Source organism: Methylophaga sp. UBA2012, assembly GCF_002335235.1.
GTDB lineage: Bacteria > Pseudomonadota > Gammaproteobacteria > Nitrosococcales > Methylophagaceae > Methylophaga > Methylophaga thalassica.
In genome coordinates, this window is sequence record NZ_DDCG01000019.1 from 164,367 (window position 1) to 185,436 (window position 21,070).

23 protein-coding genes are annotated in these 21,070 nt (G+C 44.2%); 12 read left to right on the forward strand and 11 right to left on the reverse strand.

Annotated features, from left to right (window positions below; translation table 11 throughout):
• Positions 1-2 precede the first annotated feature (2 nt).
• The 11 genes from B2248_RS13925 to gatC form a co-directional block, all read right to left on the reverse strand.
• Entirely contained in the window at positions 3-884 is an 882-nt protein-coding gene (locus B2248_RS13925; protein ID WP_273180039.1) for a DUF4340 domain-containing protein, read from the reverse strand.
• A complete protein-coding gene (locus tag B2248_RS13930; protein ID WP_273180042.1) occupies positions 881-2,254 on the reverse strand; it encodes a GldG family protein in 1,374 nt (457 codons plus the stop codon). The genes B2248_RS13925 and B2248_RS13930 overlap by 4 nt, the downstream gene beginning before the upstream one ends.
• A complete protein-coding gene (locus B2248_RS13935) occupies positions 2,254-2,997 on the reverse strand; it encodes an ABC transporter permease subunit (RefSeq protein WP_273180044.1) in 744 nt (247 codons plus the stop codon). Before B2248_RS13935 ends, B2248_RS13930 begins: the two co-directional genes overlap by 1 nt.
• A complete protein-coding gene (locus tag B2248_RS13940) occupies positions 2,990-3,931 on the reverse strand; it encodes an ABC transporter ATP-binding protein (protein ID WP_273180046.1) in 942 nt (313 codons plus the stop codon). Before B2248_RS13940 ends, B2248_RS13935 begins: the two co-directional genes overlap by 8 nt.
• A 5-nt stretch (positions 3,932-3,936) precedes the next feature.
• Entirely contained in the window at positions 3,937-5,163 is a 1,227-nt protein-coding gene (locus B2248_RS13945) for an EAL and HDOD domain-containing protein (protein WP_273180048.1), read from the reverse strand.
• 101 nt (positions 5,164-5,264) lie between these two features.
• Positions 5,265-5,420 (reverse strand): 50S ribosomal protein L33, encoded by a 156-nt coding sequence (gene rpmG, locus B2248_RS13950; protein ID WP_007146528.1) that lies wholly within the window; start codon positions 5,418-5,420, stop codon positions 5,265-5,267.
• 9 nt (positions 5,421-5,429) lie between these two features.
• Positions 5,430-5,666, reverse strand: coding sequence for a 50S ribosomal protein L28 (gene rpmB / locus B2248_RS13955; protein ID WP_007146527.1), 237 nt, complete (start codon positions 5,664-5,666; stop codon positions 5,430-5,432).
• 125 nt (positions 5,667-5,791) lie between these two features.
• Entirely contained in the window at positions 5,792-6,289 is a 498-nt protein-coding gene (locus B2248_RS13960) for a TlpA family protein disulfide reductase (protein WP_273180051.1), read from the reverse strand.
• Positions 6,290-6,295: 6 nt separating this feature from the next.
• On the reverse strand, positions 6,296-7,927 hold the full coding sequence (locus B2248_RS13965) for an acetolactate synthase large subunit (protein ID WP_273180054.1): 1,632 nt from the start codon (positions 7,925-7,927) through the stop codon (positions 6,296-6,298).
• A gap of 102 nt (positions 7,928-8,029) precedes the next feature.
• A complete protein-coding gene (gene gatA / locus B2248_RS13970) occupies positions 8,030-9,484 on the reverse strand; it encodes an Asp-tRNA(Asn)/Glu-tRNA(Gln) amidotransferase subunit GatA (protein WP_273180057.1) in 1,455 nt (484 codons plus the stop codon).
• 18 nt (positions 9,485-9,502) lie between these two features.
• Positions 9,503-9,790 carry an Asp-tRNA(Asn)/Glu-tRNA(Gln) amidotransferase subunit GatC gene (gene gatC, locus B2248_RS13975; protein ID WP_273180059.1) on the reverse strand — a complete coding sequence of 96 codons (288 nt, stop codon included), beginning with the start codon at positions 9,788-9,790 and terminating at the stop codon, positions 9,503-9,505.
• A gap of 121 nt (positions 9,791-9,911) precedes the next feature.
• Here gatC and B2248_RS13980 point away from each other — a divergent pair, with 121 nt between their 5' ends.
• The 12 genes from B2248_RS13980 to lipA all read left to right on the forward strand — a co-directional run bounded on the left by B2248_RS13980 (position 9,912) and on the right by lipA (position 21,069).
• Positions 9,912-10,958, forward strand: a complete 1,047-nt coding sequence (locus tag B2248_RS13980; protein WP_091715336.1) for a rod shape-determining protein — start codon at positions 9,912-9,914, stop codon at positions 10,956-10,958.
• Between the two features lie 78 nt (positions 10,959-11,036).
• Positions 11,037-11,939, forward strand: coding sequence for a rod shape-determining protein MreC (gene mreC / locus B2248_RS13985; RefSeq protein ID WP_273180223.1), 903 nt, complete (start codon positions 11,037-11,039; stop codon positions 11,937-11,939).
• A complete protein-coding gene (mreD, locus tag B2248_RS13990) occupies positions 11,923-12,402 on the forward strand; it encodes a rod shape-determining protein MreD (RefSeq protein ID WP_273180063.1) in 480 nt (159 codons plus the stop codon). Before mreC ends, mreD begins: the two co-directional genes overlap by 17 nt.
• Positions 12,403-12,409: 7 nt before the next feature.
• Positions 12,410-14,263 carry a penicillin-binding protein 2 gene (gene mrdA, locus B2248_RS13995; protein ID WP_273180066.1) on the forward strand — a complete coding sequence of 618 codons (1,854 nt, stop codon included), beginning with the start codon at positions 12,410-12,412 and terminating at the stop codon, positions 14,261-14,263.
• Entirely contained in the window at positions 14,256-15,386 is a 1,131-nt protein-coding gene (gene rodA / locus B2248_RS14000) for a rod shape-determining protein RodA (RefSeq protein ID WP_273180069.1), read from the forward strand. Before mrdA ends, rodA begins: the two co-directional genes overlap by 8 nt.
• Complete coding sequence (gene mltB, locus B2248_RS14005; protein WP_273180071.1) at positions 15,383-16,360, forward strand: lytic murein transglycosylase B; 978 nt, start codon at positions 15,383-15,385, stop codon at positions 16,358-16,360. Before rodA ends, mltB begins: the two co-directional genes overlap by 4 nt.
• On the forward strand, positions 16,357-17,196 hold the full coding sequence (locus B2248_RS14010) for a septal ring lytic transglycosylase RlpA family protein (RefSeq protein ID WP_007146515.1): 840 nt from the start codon (positions 16,357-16,359) through the stop codon (positions 17,194-17,196). The genes mltB and B2248_RS14010 overlap by 4 nt, the downstream gene beginning before the upstream one ends.
• Before the next feature lie 24 nt (positions 17,197-17,220).
• Positions 17,221-18,369, forward strand: coding sequence for a D-alanyl-D-alanine carboxypeptidase family protein (locus tag B2248_RS14015; RefSeq protein WP_007146514.1), 1,149 nt, complete (start codon positions 17,221-17,223; stop codon positions 18,367-18,369).
• A gap of 6 nt (positions 18,370-18,375) precedes the next feature.
• Positions 18,376-19,224: a D-amino-acid transaminase gene (gene dat / locus B2248_RS14020; protein WP_273180074.1), complete on the forward strand. Its 849-nt coding sequence runs from the start codon at positions 18,376-18,378 to the stop codon at positions 19,222-19,224.
• The gene (locus B2248_RS14025; RefSeq protein WP_007146512.1) at positions 19,221-19,496 is read left to right on the forward strand and encodes an HP0495 family protein; all 276 of its coding nucleotides are present in this window, start codon (positions 19,221-19,223) and stop codon (positions 19,494-19,496) included. Before dat ends, B2248_RS14025 begins: the two co-directional genes overlap by 4 nt.
• A gap of 5 nt (positions 19,497-19,501) precedes the next feature.
• Complete coding sequence (gene lipB / locus B2248_RS14030) at positions 19,502-20,116, forward strand: lipoyl(octanoyl) transferase LipB (RefSeq protein WP_273180076.1); 615 nt, start codon at positions 19,502-19,504, stop codon at positions 20,114-20,116.
• The gene (gene lipA, locus B2248_RS14035; RefSeq protein ID WP_273180078.1) at positions 20,113-21,069 is read left to right on the forward strand and encodes a lipoyl synthase; all 957 of its coding nucleotides are present in this window, start codon (positions 20,113-20,115) and stop codon (positions 21,067-21,069) included. Before lipB ends, lipA begins: the two co-directional genes overlap by 4 nt.
• Position 21,070 lies beyond the last annotated feature (1 nt).

Consider the following 21,070-nt stretch of genomic DNA (forward strand, 5'->3'; position numbering starts at 1 on the left):
GATTAATTTGTTTGAGTCGGTGTGTCCGGCAACAATTGCGTGCTCATTGCCATAGGGAAAATATATTCCAAACCTGAGTCTGGATTAATCAGAGTAAGATTATTATCTGTGGTTTGCAGGATAAGAGAAACAGGCTGTTGCTGATCCTTGAGCCATACGCGTATTTGAGGACTAGGCAACGCAGTTAAAGCCTCTGGCGCGAGTTTTCTTACCTGAGTGGCGTAGGCAAACTGCCAGCCATCTATCAGTATTTTTAATTGGTCAGCCGTGAGTTTTTTATCATCGCTATGCCATTGCCCATCGACATTATCAATCTGAACTATATCTGAGTTACTCAGTGAGTGGGGAAGGCTGAGTTTTTCAATCGTATTATTTTCAGTAATCAGTCTGTTATCAATAAAACTATCAGCACTTGCTGTTAATAAAGGGGTGACATCATCCTCAATCAGATAAATCATATGCTGATATAGAACATAACGTCGTTTGCTGATTGATTCCACATCACCAAAAGCAAAACTCTCATTATTCATGCTGACAATGACGGCGGGTGTATTCAGACCAAACTGGGCAAGTGATGAAGTGTCCATTGGCTGAAACTCGCCATGCACCGGCGTTTTTAACAAGCTCAGAATAAGATTAATACGAGTTTGACTCACCGGGGCAGGGTAAGGCGACATCAGTTGCCAGGACTGATTATTGCGTATTAGTTTTATATCGTCTTTTTGAGGTTGTTGGATATCAATCGTGTTGATATCTTCTGGATTTAAAGAGGTTAATAACTGAACTGAGTTGTCAGCTTGCTTGTTAGTGTTATGTTGCGAAAACCAGAACAACCCGACAACTAATAACAATAAAATGAAGTTTGTAAAATAGCTGCTTTTCATCGACGTTTTCTCCGCCACCACAAGGTCAGCCCGATAGTGAGGAGGAGTAATGGCACAGCAAATAAAAAGCCAAAACCAATAATAATAGATTGTGTTTTTGATAAGGTAAGCTGCGTGCCGATACTGGTTTTTATTGGAATAGAAATGAGACCATCATCTTCAACTAACCAATTAATCAGCGCCATACCTAAGTCCAGATTGGCAGCGTTACCGATATAACTATTGGCGACAAAGTCGGCATCACCAATAACAGCGACGCGCTGTTGCTGGCTATCATCCTTGTCTGTATCACGGTCAATTAGCATGCCGAGTGAAACTGGACCTGATACATCAGCACCCTCGTTATATTTTTGCTGGCTAAGATTGGCTTGTGTAATGGGTGTTGATTCTACCCAGGCGTTAGGCTGACTGTTGAGCAAATTAATGTAGTGCCACGGACTTTCTGTGTTTTCATCACGTTTTTGCATGGCTGTCGCTTCTGCCAATAAGGTCACACTTTTCACTGCCTGCCCGACAGGATGGTTCGCATAATCAGTAATCAGAACAAATCTTGGATCTTGAATTCCCAGCATGCTGGAGTTGGGATCGAGAACCGTGCCCGGCACGAATTCAATGCCTAACTGCTCAGCTAAAGGCGCTAATGATTTCGTCTGAGTCGGGTCGGCTAACCATAAGAGGTTACCGCCTTTATCTAAATAGTCACGAACGATTTTGATTTCACCTGGTAGCCAGTCTTTTTCTGGGCTGGCAATGACTAAGGCCGCTGTATTATCTGGTAGTTCGGGCGCTTCCAGAAGATTCTGTGACCGCAGTTTTATACCCTGACTTTCCAAGTTTTTCGCCAGTGTGTCGAGGCCAAAATCACTTTTGTCATAAGGGCTTCTCTCACCATGACCTTCGATAAATACTAACCAGGGTTGCGATTGTCTGGAGACAGTGACAATGGCATTGGTCAGTGATTGTTCCGAGAGATCAAATACATGCTGATTTTGTTCACCACGGCTGATGACCATTTCGCCTTGCTGTTGAATATTAAATTGTCTGACGATATCCGGTGAGAAGCTGGGATCAACAAACTGAATCTTCAGTTTATCGCTGTGTTGTTGATAACGTTGAAGCAAATCAACGATAGCTGAACGGTACTCATAGTCAGGGCTAACAAAGACCTGGATAGTGATGCTGTCTTTTAAATTATGGAGAATAGTTAAACTGGTGTCAGATAAGGTATGCCGATGATTCTGAGTCCAGTCAAACTGTTTATTAGTTGAAATAGACAGCTGACTCAATAAGACGACAGCAGCAATTAATAAGGCATAAAAAACGATTTGTTGAAATCGAATAAAGTGTTGTACGCGTTTGGTGATTTTCATTAGTCTAAACGCTCTCTATCCAGTCGACGTACAGTCAATAATAGAAAAGCCGCAATAATGATTAAAAAGTAGCTGATATCTTGTGTATTGATTTGTCCCTGCATCATCGGTTCAAAGTGCTTTAGCAGAGATAACCAACTAAACAGTGAGAATTCGGTGGTGGAGTGGCTTGCCCAATCGATAATCCAGAATAAAAAGAGAATGGCAAACGTACTGATGGCCGCGATGGTTGGCTGTCTGGTCAGACTGGACATATAAATACCAACGGCAGTAAAGCTGGCAACTAATAAAATAAGCCCAAGTACACCGGCACTTAACTGATAAAAATCCAGTGCGGTGCCAACAGCTAATGAACAAATCATGAATACCGTGAGTAATGTCATTAATAGGAAAAAGGCTAAGGTCCCAAAGAATTTTCCAAGCACGATATCGAACATGCTGAGTGGCGCTGATGACAGCAAAGGCAAGGTCTCGTTTCGTCTTTCTTCTGCAAGGGTACGCATCGTTAATAAAGGGCTGATAAGCAATGCAATAATTGCGGCATTACTCAACAGAGGCATAGCAATAAGTTCTGTCACACCGGGGGCACCTGGAATAGCAGAAATTCGACTCTGGATACTGTTGAAATAATCCATATGCGTTAAAAACAGGTAAGCCAGCAATAACTGACTCAACGCTAACATCACCCAGGCCAGAGGTGATAAAAACAAGCGATGTAATTCATTACGAGCAATGTTAAGCATGGGCATCTTCTTCACGAATAATTTTCATAAAGACATCTTCTAAAGAATGCTGCTCTGGTATTAATGACGTTAATGGCCAGTTATTTTCAACAGCACTTTTTAATAGGGCTTGTGTTGGGTTTTGCTCAGGAAGATACGCCAGTCTGTAGTGATGACTATCCATTTTTTCTACATCGATCACACCAGGAAGTGAAGTCAGAGACTGTTGTCCAATACTTTGCGAAAAACCAACGACAATAGCGGTAGATTGCATTTGCTCAGTGAGCTTTTGCAGACTGTCATTAAACAATAACTGGCCTTTTGAAATGATCTGCACCCGGTCGCATAACATCTGCACCTCAGGCAGAATATGGGTAGACAGGATAACGCTGTGTTCATTGGCAATATCCCGGATAAGCTGACGTATTTCGCGAATTTGTATAGGATCCAGCCCCGATGTCGGTTCGTCCAGTATCACTACGGCTGGTGAGTGAATAATCGCTTGAGCAATGCCAACACGTTGTTGAAACCCTTTTGATAGATTCGCAATCAAGCGCTTACTGGCGTCAGCCAGGCCACAACGTTCAATCACGGTATTCACGGCTGTTTTTTGCTGCTTTTTTGCGATGCCATTCAGGCGGGCACAGAACTGTAGGAATTCAGTGACGGTATGCTCTTTATATAAAGGTGGGGTTTCTGGTAAATATCCGATGCAGGCTTTAGCCTGTTTAGGATTATCCAGTAAATCAATGCCGTTGATAATTATCTGTCCATTATCAGGAGCAAGGTTGCCGGTCAGCATACGCATGGTAGTACTTTTTCCGGCGCCGTTTGGTCCCAAGAAACCAAGTACCTCACCTTGTTTTATACTAAAACTGACATTGTTAACAGCTGCAGTATCGCCAAAAAAACGCGATAGTTCTTTCGCTTCAAGTAAGAGTATGGAATCAGTCATTTACACTAAATCGTATCGAGAGTAATTGTGGACCAGTGACAGGCTTCAATATAGGCATTGCTCATCACTTCCAGTGATGGTCCGTTACTATCGGCTACCTTATTCCAATATCCTTCACAGTAATCGGTAACACAGTTTAATAGTTGACCTTTTATACCTCCACGACTAATCAGTGCAAGGCTCGATTCATTACTGAGTGGGATTGATTTAATAATTTCGTCCATCGGTTTTGACAATATGGTGTCAATGGTTGAAAACAAGCCTAATAAAAAGCCACTATCCGGTGAGCAGCTAAATTGAGCTGCTATCTTTTCTGCCATTTTTGCTCTGACCAATGTCATATGAATTAGTTCTGCCGGTCCAGAACTCATTTCACTCATTACAATCAAAGTCGTCCAGGTTTTTATTGCCTTTAAACCTAAAATAACGAGGCCTTCATGCAGTGAGTTTATCTGTCTTGGAAACCCTATCGCAGCTGAGTTGAGTAAACGTAACAGCTTTAAACTGAGACCAGGATCCTGACGAATGATTGCTTCTATCGTTTTAAATTCAATATCTGGATCTTGTAGTTTACCTAATAACTCGAGCAGTTTAATCTTATTATTAGGGATGGGATTATCTTTAATGATTTCAGGCCGACAGAAAAAATAACCCTGAAAATAGTCAAAACCCAATTCCATGCACAGTTCAAATTCAGCCTTGGTTTCAACTTTTTCTGCCAGTAGCTTGACTGGAAACTCTCGAAGCCGCTCGACATGATGTCTTAATTCAGACTCTGATAAAGAAAGTATATCGACTTTGATGATGGAGGATAACTCAATAAGTGGCCGTAATGATTCATGGAAAATAAAATCATCAAGTGCGATGTGATAACCACTCAATGCTAGTTTTTTAACCGCATTGATCAGTTCTTCGTCAACCTCAATATCCTCCAACACTTCAAGGACAACGCGCTCGCCACCAAAAGGTATTGGGTCATCACTTAGTATAAAATTCCGGGTCAAGTTGACGAAAGCCAGGTGATTGCCGATAACGCGCTCTATACCCAGTTCAAGAAAGCTGTAATTGATAACACGTGTGGTGGCGATATCGCCAGAGTAATAATCTAGATCAGCTGATTGTGATGTTTGGTTATTACGAAATAATAGTTCATAAGCATAAGTATTATAGTGACGATCAAATATAGGCTGCCTAGCGATAATGATAGAAGATAAATCAGCGTCGTCACTCATGTATCAGAACTTAATAATAAAGAAATGAGCATAATAGTGTGATTTCAGACATAAAAAAACCCGCGAAAGCGGGTTTTTCTAAAATAATATTGTGGGCAACATTATTTAATTTTAGCTTCTTTATACATAACGTGTTTACGCACAACAGGATCAAACTTTTTGATCTCTAGTTTTTCAGGCATAGTACGTTTGTTTTTGTCTGTGGTGTAGTAGTGACCAGTACCCGCAGATGAGACTAATTTAATTTTATCGCGCATGTCTTACTCCTAAATTTTTTCGCCACGGGCGCGGATGTCAGTAAGAACGGAATCAATCCCTCTCTTATCGATGATGCGCAGACCATGGTTGCTGACACGCAGCTTAACCCAGCGATTTTCAGACTCAACCCAAAAACGGTGTGAGTGAAGGTTGGGTAAGAAACGACGTTTTGTTTTGTTATGAGCGTGTGAAACATTGTTACCGCTCATAGGGCGCTTGCCCGTTACCTGACATACTCTGGCCATTTTAAAACCTGCTCCTGATACACTTTTACCACAGGGCGCCGATTTTGGTCCCTGCCTGCATTTACAAAGCCGTACTTTATACCATATAAGACTATAGAAGTGTAGTGTAAATGTATTAGAATTTGCTATAGCCCCATACTGCTGAGTTTCTCGCTGAGCATTTCTTTTGACACACTACCGATTTTGCGCATAACAACATCACCATCAGCGGAGTATAAAAAGTGAGTAGGGGTAACCCGCACATTATTAAACGCATCTGCCAGTTCACCCGTTTTATCCCAGCTAATCAGATAGGGGATCTGTTTTTCAAGCCGCATTGCCAGTAAATGTTCAGGTTTATCGTGTGCTAACGCAATACTGACAACACCTAAGCCTCTAGGCACGTATTCTTTATAAACCGCTTTGAGTTCGGGTAGCTCCTGGACACAGGCAGGACAATCCGTCGCCCAGAAAATAACTAATAATGGTTTCCCTTTAAAATCCTCAAATGAATGTGTCTTTCCATCCAGATCCGTAAAGGTTTGTTCAGGTAGTCCTTGTTTTGTCTGGACGACATTAAAAATAAGTACTGCGACTATCGCAAGAACGATGACGCCAATGGCGGGTTTTATAAACTGTGTCATGTGAAATTAAATCGTTAAGGTTAGTTGGCCTAATGCTTCTGTTAGTTTGAGGTTCTCTCGATAATCAACCGGGCAATCAATAACCGTCACGGTATTTCTGTCTAAGGCTTCTTTTAGAATGGGCATTAATTGCTCTGTCTTCTCAACTCTGACACCAAACGCACCAAAAGATTGCGCGTATTGAACAAAATCGGGGTTGGTGAATTGTACATGACTGGTCCGGCCAAATTGATTTTGTTGTTTCCACTCAATCAGGCCATAACTGGCATCGTTCCATACCAGAATAACAATGGCGATATTCAGTCGCATCGCTGTTTCGATTTCTTGTGAATTCATCAAAAAGCCAGCGTCACCAGTGACAGCCACAACTTTGCGTTGTGGATTGGCTAACTTAGCAGCAATCGCCCCCGGTACGGCAATACCCATGCTGGCAAATCCATTGGAGATGATGCAGGTGTTGGGATATTCACAGCGGAACATCCGAGACATCCACATTTTGTGGGCGCCGACATCACAGATCACAATATCTTGCAAATCCATAGCGGTACGTAGATCCCAGATAATTTTTTGTGGTTTAACCGGAAACTCAATATCGTCACGGTGAATATTCATCTCCGCGATCAGGCTGTCACGCAGGGTGCGCATAGCCTTGCCCTGATGTGGTGTCGTTAGTGCAGCCACTCGATTTAGACTGTGACGAATATTGCCAACAACCGCCAGACTGATACTGTAGTGTGCATCGACTTCTGCATGTGTAGTGTCGATATGAATGATGGTTCTGTCACGTGATGGATGCCATAGATAAGGGTGATATTCCACAATATCGTAACCAATACAAATAATGACATCGGCATTAGCAAAACCACAATTAGCATAATCATTAGATTGCAGGCCAACACTACCTAAAGCCATTGGATGACGAAAAGGAACAACCCCTTTCGCCATAAAGGTATTGGCAATAGGAATGCCCAATTTCTCTGAAAATTCGGCCAGTTCATTACAGGCATCGGCACGGATCACACCATTACCAGCGAGAATGATCGGGCTTTTTGCATTAGAAATCACTTCTGCCGCACGTTCAATTTCTTCTGCAGCAGGTTCCGGAGCGGAGGCATTTTTGACTCGTAATGGAACATCGTCAATCTCCATCTCAGCAATATTTTCCGGAAACTCAATAAAGCAGGCTCCGGTTTTTTCTGTCTGGGCGACTTTAAATGCTTTTCGAACCACTTCTGGAATAACTTCTGGGCTGACAATACGCGAGGCATATTTAGTAATCGGCCGAAACATCGCTTCCAGATCTAGCACTTGATGAGATTCTTTGTGCAGGCGGTGAGTGGATGCCTGACCAGCAATAGCAATTAACGGTGCGTGATCCATATTTGCATCCGCAACCCCAGTGATCAGATTGGTAGCTCCCGGACCCAAGGTAGCAATACAGACGCCAGCATGCCCGGTAAGCCGACCATAAACATCCGCCATAAAAGCAGCTCCTTGCTCATGACGAGTTGTAATAAATTGGATATGTGAATCCAGCAAGGCATCCATCACGTCCAGGTTTTCTTCTCCCGGAATGCCAAAAATATATTCAACACCTTCATTCTCAAGTGCTTTGACAAATAGCTCTGCTGCCTTCATTGAGCGGTTTCCTCATACCCAGATTGATTATTCAAGCAAGAATAACAGAAATAGACATGGCTTAGGCGTAGAAAAAAAGGGGCGATGAGCCCCTTTAATTTCTTATTTAAATGCATCCGGTATACGTTGATGCCAATCTGTTTCTTGTTGGTAACGATGACCGATATTTAATAATCTCGCCTCATCAAAATAGTTACCAATAATTTGTAAACCGACGGGTAAATTATCAACAAAACCAGCTGGAATAGACATACCGGGTAAGCCAGCCAGATTGGTATTGATGGTATAAATATCTTCCAGATACATGGCAACCGGATCATCGGTTTTTTCACCAAAACGGAAAGCGGGGTTGGTGGCTGTCGGTCCCATAATCACATCGACTTCTTTAAATGCTTCCTGGAAATCATTACTGATAAGACGACGACATTGCTGAGCTTTTAGGTAATAAGCATCATAGTAACCCGCTGATAGGGCATAAGTACCAATCATAATGCGACGTTTGACTTCTTCACCAAAACCATCGCCACGTGAACGGGTGTAGAGATCCATTAAGTCTTTTGGATCTTCAGCACGGTGACCGAAACGAACACCATCCATTCTGGACAGATTTGATGAACACTCTGCAGGGGCAACCACGTAGTATGTAGGCACAGCTAAACCTGTATTCGGTAAGGTAATTTCTTTTAATGTGGCGCCCATTTTTTCATACGTTTTAATGGCCGCTTCCACTGTAGCCGCAACACGAGGATCAAGACCTTCGCCAAAATATTCCTTAGGCAGGCCAATGGTCAGGCCTTCCAGTGAATCATTCAAACTGGCCGTATAATCAGGTACATCACGATCGACACTGGTCGAATCTTTCTCATCAAAGCCTGACATAACGTTCATTAACCAAGCCGCATCTTCGGCACTGTTTGCCATCGGCCCTGCTTGATCCAAACTGGAAGCAAAGGCAATCATGCCGTAGCGAGAAATACGACCATAGGTGGGTTTCAGACCAGTAAGATTACATAAAGAAGACGGCTGACGGATGGAACCACCGGTATCAGTACCTGTGGCAATAGGCGCTAAACGCGCTGCCATGGCTGCTGCTGAGCCGCCTGATGAACCACCCGGCACACGGTCAGTATCCCATGGGTTTTTTACCGGGCCGTACCAACTTGTTTCATTAGACGAGCCCATGGCAAATTCGTCCATATTGGTTTTACCCAGGGTAACCATACCTGCCTGATCAATCTTTTCAACGACGGTGGCATCATAAGGTGCGATAAATTTATCCAGCATTTTGGAACCACAGCTGGTGCGGATACCTTTTGTGCAGAAAATATCTTTATGAGCGAGAGGAATCCCGGTTAGCGCGCCGGCTTTTTTTTCTGCCAGTAATTTATCTGCCGCTTTTGCTTGTTCTAATGCGCGTTCTTCGGTGACCGTGATGAAAGCATTTAAGGTACCGTTGTGTTGATTGATACGGTTCAGGTAATGCTGAGTAAGTTCAACACTGCTTATTTCACTGTTGTGCAGGGCTGCCGATAATTCTGAAAGTGATTTGTTATGCATGTGTTTGCCTGTGTTGCTTTATTCGATGACTTTAGGAACCAGATAGACACCGGCTTCAGTTTTAGGAGCAATCGCCTGAAATGCTTCACGCTGATTGACTTCGGTAACAGCATCAGGCCGTAAACGTTGATGTGCATCAAGAGGATGGGCCATAGGAAGTATGTCGTTTGTGTCAGCTGCGCTCAACTGGTCAACTAAATTGAGAATATTATTTAAATCCCGTGCATAATGAGGGATGTCGTCTTCCTGTATCGACAGGCGTGCGAGGTGCGCGATTTTTTCTACATCGTGTTTATCTAAACTCATCGACAGTTCCAAAGGTTAATTGCTTCAACAAAGCAGTAAGTTTAAATGATTAGTTGCTTGCCCAACAGCCCAGAGCATTGCTAAAGTATCTATTTTACCCCTTTCAGGTGTGGTTTCTTCAATGTTTGAACGTTTACGTGGAATTTTCTCCAACGATCTGTCGATCGATCTTGGAACAGCGAATACGCTGATTTATGTGCGCGGCAAAGGTATCGTACTAGACGAACCTTCAGTTGTTGCTATTCGTCAGGATAAAGGGCCAGGTGGCCCCCGTTCTATAGCTGCGGTCGGTGTCGAAGCCAAGCGCATGCTGGGACGAACGCCGGGCAATATCACTGCCATCAGGCCATTAAAAGATGGTGTTATCGCTGATTTCACCGTAACGGAAAAAATGTTGCAGCATTTTATTCGTAAAGTGCATGAAGGACGCTTCTTAAAACCAAGTCCGCGCGTTTTAGTTTGTGTACCTTGTGGTTCAACTCAGGTTGAGCGTCGCGCAATTCGTGAATCTGCCGCAGGTGCTGGGGCACGAGATGTATTTTTGATTGAAGAACCGATGGCCGCGGCGATTGGTGCGGGCATGCCGGTAGATGAAGCCAGTGGTTCGATGGTATTAGACATCGGTGGTGGTACTACAGAAGTCGCGGTTATCTCATTAAACGGTATCGTCTATTCTGCTTCAGTACGCATCGGTGGTGATTTATTTGATGAGGCCATTGTTAATTACGTTCGTCGTAATTACGGCACGCTCATTGGTGAATCCACCGCAGAAAAAATCAAAAAAGAAATTGGTTCAGCCTATCCAGGTAATGAAGTTCGTGAAATGGAAGTACGTGGTCGGAATTTGGCCGAAGGTGTTCCACGCAGCTTCACATTGAATAGCAATGAAATTCTGGAAGCCTTACAAGATCCGCTTTCTGGTATTGTCGCAGCAGTTAAGACAGCGCTTGAACAAACGCCACCAGAATTAGGTGCTGATGTCGCTGAGCGTGGTATCGTGTTAACCGGTGGTGGTGCATTATTACGCGACTTAGATAGACTGCTTATTGAAGAAACTGGTTTGCCAGCGATAATTGCAGAAGATCCACTTACTTGTGTCGCTCGTGGTGGTGGTCGTGCACTTGAGATGATTGATGAAAAAGGTACCGACGTATTTACCTTTGAGTAATTGTGACTAGATTGAGTAGTAAGACCTTTGCAAGTGTTATCCATTTGCGAAGGTCTTTTAGTTTTTGGACTTTGAGTTATTAAACCTTTATTCGCCCATACACCTTCTTTAAATACCCGGATGATGCTGGCTGTTATCGCATCAATTCTGGTGTTTTTTCTCGACACGCGTCTGGATTATTTCAAGCCAGTACGTTCGGCTTTGTCGACGGCTGTTTATCCAATGCAGGCGGCTGCATCCTTACCCACAGATTTAACGGATTGGGTTAATGACTTTTTTCAGGATCGTAAGCAACTGCGTGAAAAAATTACCGTGATGGAAGCGAATAATATGTTGCAGAGTATTCGCTTACAGAAACTACAGTCCTTAGAACGAGAAAATATGCGATTGAAAGAGTTATTAGGCTCTTCATTTCGTCTACAAGAAAGAGTTCAGGTTGCTGAATTGTTGACGATTGACCTTGATCCCTTTTCTCAACAAGTGGTGATTGATAAGGGTAGGAATTATGGTGTCTATGTTGGTCAACCGGTATTAGATGCCACGGGCGTGATGGGACAGGTGACGGAAACATCAGAAGTGTCGAGCCGAGTAGTGCTGTTAACTGATCCTAGCCACAGCATTCCTGTACAGATTAACCGTAATGGTTTACGAGCTGTCGTAACAGGACGTGGATTAGGTGAATATCTGCAGATGGACTTTTTGCCTCACAATGCGGATGTCCGTGAAGGTGATTTATTAGTGACATCTGGCCTGGGTGGACGCTTTCCGGTCGGTTATCCAGTGGGTAAAGTAGTGTCAGTCGAATTTCCCCAAGGTAAACCGTTTGCGGATATTAAAGTTGAACCTGCGGCGAAGCTGTCTACCAGTCGTGAGGTAATGTTGGTGCTGCCAGGTGAAAAAATTCAAACAGAGCGTTTACCAGCTAAACAAGCTGATGTTGAGTCGTCAAAAGCGGAGATAGAGCATGGCGACGACAATTAAAACGCGTAACGGCTTTGTGATCGTTGTTACACTCATTATTGCCATTTTAATGATGCTTGTGCCATTACCTGATTATGCGCGTTTTTTTCGTCCGGAATGGGTCGTTATGACATTAATTTACTGGGCAATGGCTTTACCTCATCGTGTCAGTATCGGTGTTGCCTGGTGTACTGGATTCATAATGGATGTGACGATGGGCGGCATATTAGGCGTGATGGCTTTTAGTTATGCATTGGCCATCTATTTAATAGCCCGTTTCCATCTTCAATTACGTCAATATCCGCTATGGCAACAGGCTTTGACCATTCTATCTGTTGTATTTTTGGTTGAATTTATTGATGTGGCGGTAGCGCGGGCAACATTACGTTGGGAAAGCTGGATGCCAGTGTTAACCAGTACACTTCTGTGGCCATTAATGTATGCGGTGTTACGTAAAATTCGTCGCACATTTCAGGTGACGTGAACTTGATATGGCATCAAAGTTCACCCTTAAAGATCATTTTCGTGAAAGTCGCCTGGTAAACGGACGTTTATTATTTTCCGGCCTACTCTCGGTCATTATTTTTGGTATCGTTATCTTTCGTTTGGTTTATCTGCAAGTGTTTGAATATGAACACTTTGATTCTTTATCAAACCGCAATCGTGTTGATATCGAACCGCTGCCACCACAGCGCGGACTGATTTATGATCGTAACGGTGTACTGCTTGCCGAGAATATTCCAACGTTCAGCCTGGAAATGGTGCCGGAAAAAGTCCCAGATATTGACCAGACACTGAAAGAGTTAAGTCAGCTTTTAGCTTTATCTGACGAGGATATTGATGCTTTTAAAGACCGGATGAAACGTCAACGCCGTTTTCATCACGTGGTTATTCGGCAGCGATTGACAGAAGAGGAAGTCGCTAGATTTTCTGCTAACCGCTATCGATTTCCCGGTGTGGACATCGAAGGCCGGTTGATTCGTCACTATCCGCAAAATAATCTGTTTGCCCATGCTGTTGGTTATGTGGGCCGTATCAATGAACGTGATATGGAACTCATTGATCAGAAAGATTACAAAGGCACTTCTCAAATAGGTAAGACAGGTATTGAGAAACAATACGAAGATACCTTGCATGGCAGCGTTGGTTATCGTCAAGTTGAAACGAATGTGCAGGGCCGTATTGTTCGAGAATTAATGTCGGTACCTTCGCAATCGGGTGATGATTTATTTCTGAATCTGGATATTAATTTGCAGCGAGTGGCTGCTGATTCTCTGGGGGATTACAACGGCTCCATTGTCGCTATTGATCCGCGAAATGGTGGGGTTTTAGCCTTGGTCAGCAAGCCTGACTACAATCCAAATTCGTTTGTTTCAGGTATCAGTAGCAAGGAATATGGCGAATTGAGAGATTCGCCTGACCGTCCTTTATTTGACAGGGCACTTCGTGGGCATTATCCCCCTGGTTCAACACTGAAACCATTTGTTGCGCTTGCTGGCTTGGAACTTGGCGTTGTGGATGAGCATTCAAAAACCTATTGTCCCGGCTGGTATAGCTTGCCTGGCAGTAGCCATCGCTATCGCTGTTGGAAGAGTTATGGCCATGGCATGGTGGATATGAAGGACGCTGTTGCTCAGTCCTGTGATGTTTATTTCTATGATCTGGCGCATACATTAGGCATTGATCGCTTACATAACTTTTTAGACTATTTTGGCTTTGGACATCGGAGTGGTATTGATTTACCTAATGAAAGTGAAGGCTTGTCACCTTCCAGTGAGTGGAAACGAGCCAGCCGAAATCAAGCTTGGTTCCCTGGGGAAACCTTGATTTCGGGTATTGGACAAGGCTTTAACCAAACCACCCCTGTACAACTGGCTCATGCCACGGCGACACTCGCTATGCGTGGGATTTCGATGCAGCCACAGGTAGTCAGAGCAACCCGTCCTGCGGGACAAACCGATATGAATCTCAGAAATAGCGAGATCATGAACAATTTGCCTATGCAAAACAGCCAGAACTGGGAAAATGTGGTGCAGGCGATGGTCGAAGTGATTCATGGGGCGCGGGGCACAGCCAGATCGGTAGGAAAAGATATGCCGTTTCAAGTGGCCGGTAAAACGGGTACCGCTCAAGTGTTTGGTATTGCCCAAGATGAAGAATACGATGCTGAAACCTTGGAGCGAAAGCTTCATGACCACGCCTTATTTATTGCATTCGCGCCTGCAGATAAACCCGAGTTTGCGGTCGCTGTTGTAGTCGAAAATGGTGGTAGTGGGAGTAAAGTGGCCGCACCGATTGCCAGAAAATTAATTCAACAATATTTTGGACTTAATGTCGATGAGTAGCCTGCTAACAGACAGAAGAAAATCGCATCAGTGGCAATTGTCTTCGATGCTGAGACGCTTTCATATCGATCCCTTGTTGTCTCTTGGGCTGCTGGTGCTGATAGGTGCTGGTTTGATGATGTTGTTTAGTGCCGGTGGTCAGGATTTTGGCATCATTATGCGTCAGCTAGTCAGGATAGGTATGGCGTTAACAGTGATGATAGTGATTGCACAGATTGATCCGGATCGGCTGCGCGATAATGCTTATTGGCTATATGGCTTTGGTTTGATTTTATTGATTGCGGTTTTATTGTTCGGTCATGAAGGCAAAGGTGCGCAACGTTGGTTAAATCTGGGATTTTTCCGGTTTCAACCATCTGAAATTATCAAATTGGCCGTTCCTATTCTTATCGCCGCTTATATCGCTGAACGTCCTTTGCCGCCATCAGCCTGGCGTATTTTATCTGGCTTGATACTTATCGGTTTACCGTCGTTTTTAATTGCTAAGCAACCAGATTTGGGTACAGCTATTCTGATAGCCAGTTCGGGTCTGATTGTGTTGTTTTTAGCAGGAATCAGCTGGAAGATTATCATTAGTTTTTTAGTGGCATGTGCATCAGCTGCGCCGGTTTTATGGTATTTCATGCATGACTATCAACGGCGGCGTGTAATGACTTTCCTTAATCCAGAAAATGATCCTCTGGGCGCCGGCTACCATATTATTCAGTCTAAAATTGCTATTGGTTCTGGTGGTTTATTTGGTCAGGGCTGGTTGCAGGGAACACAATCGCATCTGGAATTTTTGCCTGAACGATCCACCGACTTCATCTTTGCGGTCATCTCAGAAGAGTTCGGCCTGGTAGGCGTTGCCATTTTATTATTCATTTATTTATTGGTTGCCAGCAGAGGACTGTATATTGCCAGTCAGGCGCAAAGCAGCTTTGCCAGATTACTGGCAGGAAGTATTTCTATTACTTTCCTTGTCTATGTGTTCGTTAATGTTGGGATGGTAACAGGATTGTTACCCGTTGTAGGGGTGCCGTTGCCCTTGATCAGTTATGGGGGAACATCTATGGTGACCCTGCTGGCAGGCTTCGGTATCCTGATGTCTATTCATACTCACCGAAGGATGATGTCACCGTGAAAAAAAAGCTATTCAGTTCTTTGCTGCTGCTTGCCAGTCTTAATCTGCAAGCCAATGACCAATTGCCTGACGTCGGTCAATTTATCGATGAAATGGTCGCCAAACACGGTTTTGATCGTGCTGAGTTAGAAAATGTCTTTGATCAGGTCGAAGTGAAGGATGCCATTCTTAAAGCCATTTCCAGACCGGCTGAAAAAAGTAAACCCTGGTATGAGTACCGGAATATTTTTCTCACTGACTCGCGTATTAATGGCGGTTTTGAATTCTGGCAACAACATAAAGAAGCTTTAGAAGCGGCTGAAAAACAATATGGTGTGCCTGCTGAAATCATCATCGCGATATTAGGCGTTGAAACTCGTTATGGTCAGCATATGGGCGGATACAGAGTGATTGATGCCTTATCGACCTTAGCTTTTCGCTACCCACCGCGCAGTCCTTTCTTCCGTAGTGAGCTGGAAAAGTTTTTAGTTTTGACGCATGAAGAGAAAATATCAGAGCTTGAACCAGTAGGTTCATACGCCGGTGCCATGGGGCTTGGACAGTTCATGCCAAGCAGTTACCTTGCCTATGCTGTTGATTTTGATGGTGATGGCCATCGTGATATCTGGACGAACCCAACAGATGCCATCGGCAGTATTGCCAATTATTTGAAGTTACATGGTTGGGTGCCCGGTCAGTCTATTGTACATCGTACTCAAGCCAGTAAACCGCTTCCACAAGCGATGTTAGCGAATGATCTTAAGCCAGCGTTCACACGACAACAACTGCAGGAAGCAGGCTTCTCACTGTCACAATTGCCAGCTGGTCAAGATGTTTTATCCGTCGTTGGTTTAACTCAACAAGACGGTGAAGAGTATTGGTTAGGACGTCAAAATTTTTATGCGATTACCCGCTACAATCACAGCCGAATGTATGCCATGGCTGTGTATCAATTAGCACAAGCTATTCGAGAAAAAATGGATAATACAAAATGAGGTTAGTGGTACACCGGTCAGCGATATTATTGCTGATCGGCTTTTTAACTTCTTGCGGTGGGGGTGTTGGTGTTGTCAAACAGGATCAGGATAGTGCACCGACTCGTGTTCCGGATCTCAGTAATGTGCCTGATGCCGTTCCTAAAAATGAACCCTTAAGTAAATATGGCAATCCACGTCAGTACAAAGTATTAGGTAAAAATTATTACACCCTAAGTAGTGCAGAGGGGTACCATGAGAAAGGTATTGCTTCATGGTATGGCACCAAATTCCATGGACGCAGAACATCGAGTGGTGAAATTTACGATATGTACAAAATGACAGCTGCGCACAAGACTTTGCCGCTGCCAACTTATGTCGAAGTGACTAATCTGGAAAATGGTAAAAAAGCGATTGTGAAGGTCAACGATCGCGGTCCATTTCACGAAAACCGTCTGATTGATTTATCATATAGTGCGGCGACCAAACTAGGTATCATTGCGAAAGGTACTGGACTTGTGGAAATCCGTGCACTGACAACACCGGGCAAAGCCAATACGGTGACTCCAGTAGTAAAGGAGCCAGCATCTGAGGTGACTGCTTCGGTAAAGTCAATAAGCTCAGCAGAAATGTTCCTGCAAGTGGGGGCCTTCAGTAGCCTTAGCCGTGCTGAGCAAGTTAAACGGAAATTACAGCATGAAATTACAGGTGTGATTACGATCACGCCTTTTAAAAGTTCGCAGGGAACCCTATATCGTGTGCGTATAGGGCCATTAAGCAGCGTTGAACAAGGTGATAGCCTTGCAACGAAAGTCGCTGGTCTTGGCTTTCCCAATTCGCACATCGTTATCGATTAAACATTTAGATTCAGAGAGTTCAATATGCTGAAAACCACGAAAGTTGTTTTATTTCTGTCCTTTTTATTTGCATTTACCCAGGTTTTTGCAGGTGCAATCACACCTCAGCCGTCTGCGCCGAGTGTCGCGGCAAAATCCTATATTTTGATGGATTACGATAGCGGTCGAATTCTTGCTGAAGAAAACGCCGATGAAAAATTACCACCGGCAAGTATCACCAAACTGATGACTTCTTATGTCGTGTCTCATGAACTACATGCAGGCAATATTCATCTGGATGATGAAGTCTTGATTAGCGAAAAAGCCTGGCGTATGCAAGGTTCACGCAGCTTTATGGAGGTTAATACTAAGGTCAGTCTGGAATCTTTAATGCGCGGTATGATTGTGCAGTCAGGTAATGATGCGGCTGTCGCTTTAGCTGAACATATTGCCGGTAGTGAAGAAACCTTTGCTCAGATGATGAATCAGTATGCTCAGCAGCTCGGCATGTACAACACCAACTATATGAATGCCACCGGCTTACCTGACCCTGATCACTACACAACAGCTCATGATATTGCGATTTTATCAGCCGCTTTGATTCGTGATTTCCCCGAACATTACGAATGGTATTCAGAAAAAGAATATACCTACAATGGCATTACTCAGCATAACCGTAACAAACTGTTATGGCGTGATAATAGTGTGGATGGCTTAAAAACAGGTCATACAGAAGAAGCCGGTTTTTGTCTCGCTGCCTCTGCAAAGCGTGGTGATATGCGTTTAATTTCTGTGGTACTTGGCACTCGAAGCGAAAACGCGCGTGCACAGGAAACACAAAAATTACTGAACTACGGTTTCCGTTTCTTTGAAACACATCAGTTATACAAAGCCAACACCGGCATTATCGATACCAAAGTATGGAAAGGCGCGACGGATCAATTATCACTGGGCCTGGCTAAGCCATTATCGGTCACCGTACCTCGTGGTCAGTATGATCAGCTTCAAGCGACGACAAATATTCAGCAACCGGTTATTGCGCCTGTTAAAGCCGGTACAGTATTAGGTGAAGTCGATATTCGTCTTGGTGATGAAGTGGTAGCAAAACAACCATTAGTTGCATTAAATGATGTTGAGCAAGGTAGTTGGTGGCGTCGCCTGATTGATGAAATCATGCTGTGGATCTGGGGTTAACAGTCCATGGCAACGGTTTTCTTAAACGATACCTTTTTGCCTGCTGAGCAGGCAAAGGTATCTGTTTATGACCGGGGGTTTTTATTTGGGGATGGTGTCTACGAAGTGATCCCTGTCTATGGTCGCCAACCTTTTCGTTTAAAGGCACATTTATCCCGACTACAAAGCAGTCTGGATGGCATCCATCTAACAAATCCATATGATGATGAGCATTGGACACAATTAATCACGCAGCTGATTGAGCAGAATGACAGTGATAATCAGGCGCTTTATTTGCAGGTAACACGGGGTGTGGCTCCACGTGAACATGTCTTTCCGGAAGGGGTTAAGCCGACTGTCTTTATGATGAGTAATCCGCTTAATTCGGTACCCGAGTTATACAAAGAACAGGGGATCAAAGCGATCACTGTCGACGATATTCGTTGGCAGCGCTGCGATATCAAAGCTATTGCTTTGTTACCAAACACCATGCTGAGACAGCAGGCACACGAGCGGGGGGCTGGCGAAGCCATTTTGATTCGTGATGGTGTGATGACGGAAGGTTCTGCCAGTAATAGTTATGCTGTGTTTGATGGTGTGATCTATACGGCAGCAAAAGATAATACGGTTTTACCCGGCATCACCCGTGACTTCGTGTTAGAGCTGGCTGCTAAAGCCAATATTGCTTACAAAGAAGAATCGGTGACAGCAGAAAGGCTTACTCAGGCTGATGAAATTTGGATCAGTAGCTCAACGCGGGAGTTATTACCGGTGACGAGGCTGGATGATAAGCCCGTAGGGCAAGGAATTCCGGGACCCATCTGGCAGCAACTGGATGCACTATACCAACGTGATAAGTTGGAGGCGAATCAATGAGTGAACAAGAACAACAAGATACATTATTAGAGTTTCCTTGTGACTTTGCTATTAAAGCCATGGGGGAGTCCAGTGAAGAACTTGATAGCATCGTGGTGGAAATCGTCAGGCGTCATGTTGATGATATTGCTGAAGGAGCTGTCAGCCAGAAACAGAGTTCTGGTGGCAAGTTTACCTCGGTCACAGTAACAATAAGAGCGACAAGTAAACCTCAGCTCGATGCGATCTATCAGGACTTGAGTGATCACGACGCGATTAAGTACGTACTTTAACGTTCATGCAGATTAAAGACCTGGGGCTGGTTGATTATCCGCCAACCGTGGATGCCATGCAGTCTTTTACGCTCGAACGACAGACTGACACAGAAGATCAGTTATGGTTACTGGAACACAGTCCCGTATTTACCCAAGGGGCAAATGGTGATGCTGCCCATATTTTGATGGATTCTGCGATTCCCGTTGTATCCACAGATCGTGGTGGACAGGTGACCTATCATGGTCCTGGACAACTGGTTGTGTATACCTTAATTGATTTGCGCCGAGCTGGGATTGGCGTTAGGCAAATGGTGACAAATATTGAGCAGACAGTCGTGAATTTGCTCGCACGATACGGTGTTGATGCCTATGCCAGACAGGATGCGCCTGGTGTCTATGTTGATGAACGAAAAATCGCTTCACTGGGGTTACGAGTGAAACGAGGGGCCTGCTATCACGGCGTCAGTCTGAATATTGATATGGATTTAACACCCTTTAGCTACATTAATCCATGCGGTTATGCTGGCATGGAAGTAATTGATATGAGATCGCTGGGCATTGATATAACAATGACAGAAGCGAAACAACAGTTTGTGTCCGCTTTTCAGCAACAGACACAATTAGGAAATAATGCATGACTGAAACAGTAGACGGAAGACGAGACGTTCGCGCTCTTAAGGGCGAATCAAAGGTCTCCCGTATTCCCATAAAAATTGAGCCAAGCAAGCCAAAACGCAAGCCAGAATGGATTCGGGCAAAATCACATGCCGATCCAAAAGTGAAACATATTAAAAATATGCTACGTGAGCATAAGCTGCACACGGTATGCGAAGAAGCCGCATGTCCTAATTTAGGTGAATGTTTTTCTCATGGCACGGCGACGTTTCTGATTATGGGCAATATCTGTACCCGACGCTGCCCGTTTTGTGATGTGGCGCATGGTCGCCCTGACCCATTAGATGAAAACGAACCAGCACATCTGGCAAAAACCATTGCTGCTATGCAACTGAAACATGTTGTGGTGACTTCAGTCGATCGTGATGACTTACGTGATGGTGGAGCGGCCCATTTTGTTCGTTGTATTGATGAAATTCGCCAGCAGTCACCACAAACCAATATTGAAGTACTGGTGCCAGATTTTCGTGGTCGGATGGATGTGGCGCTGGATATTTTGAAACAAAGTCCGCCGGATATTTTTAATCATAATCTGGAAAGTATTCCACGTTTGTATAAGGCCGTCAGACCAGGTTCTGACTATCAGTGGTCGCTGGATTTAATCAAGCGGTTTCAGGAGATGCATCCCGATGTGCCGACTAAATCAGGTTTGATGCTGGGCTTGGGTGAAACTATAGATGAAGTCAAACAAGTGATGCAGGATCTGCGTGACCATGGTTGTCGAATGTTGACCTTAGGACAATATCTGCAACCGAGCATGCATCATTTACCGGTTGAGCGGTTTGTCACGCCAGCCGAATTTGATGAACTTGCTGTGGCAGGTAAACAAATGGGCTTTGAGCATGTTGCCAGTGGCCCGATGGTGCGTTCTTCTTATCATGCCGATTTACAGGCACAAGGTGAGCATGTTTCTTAAT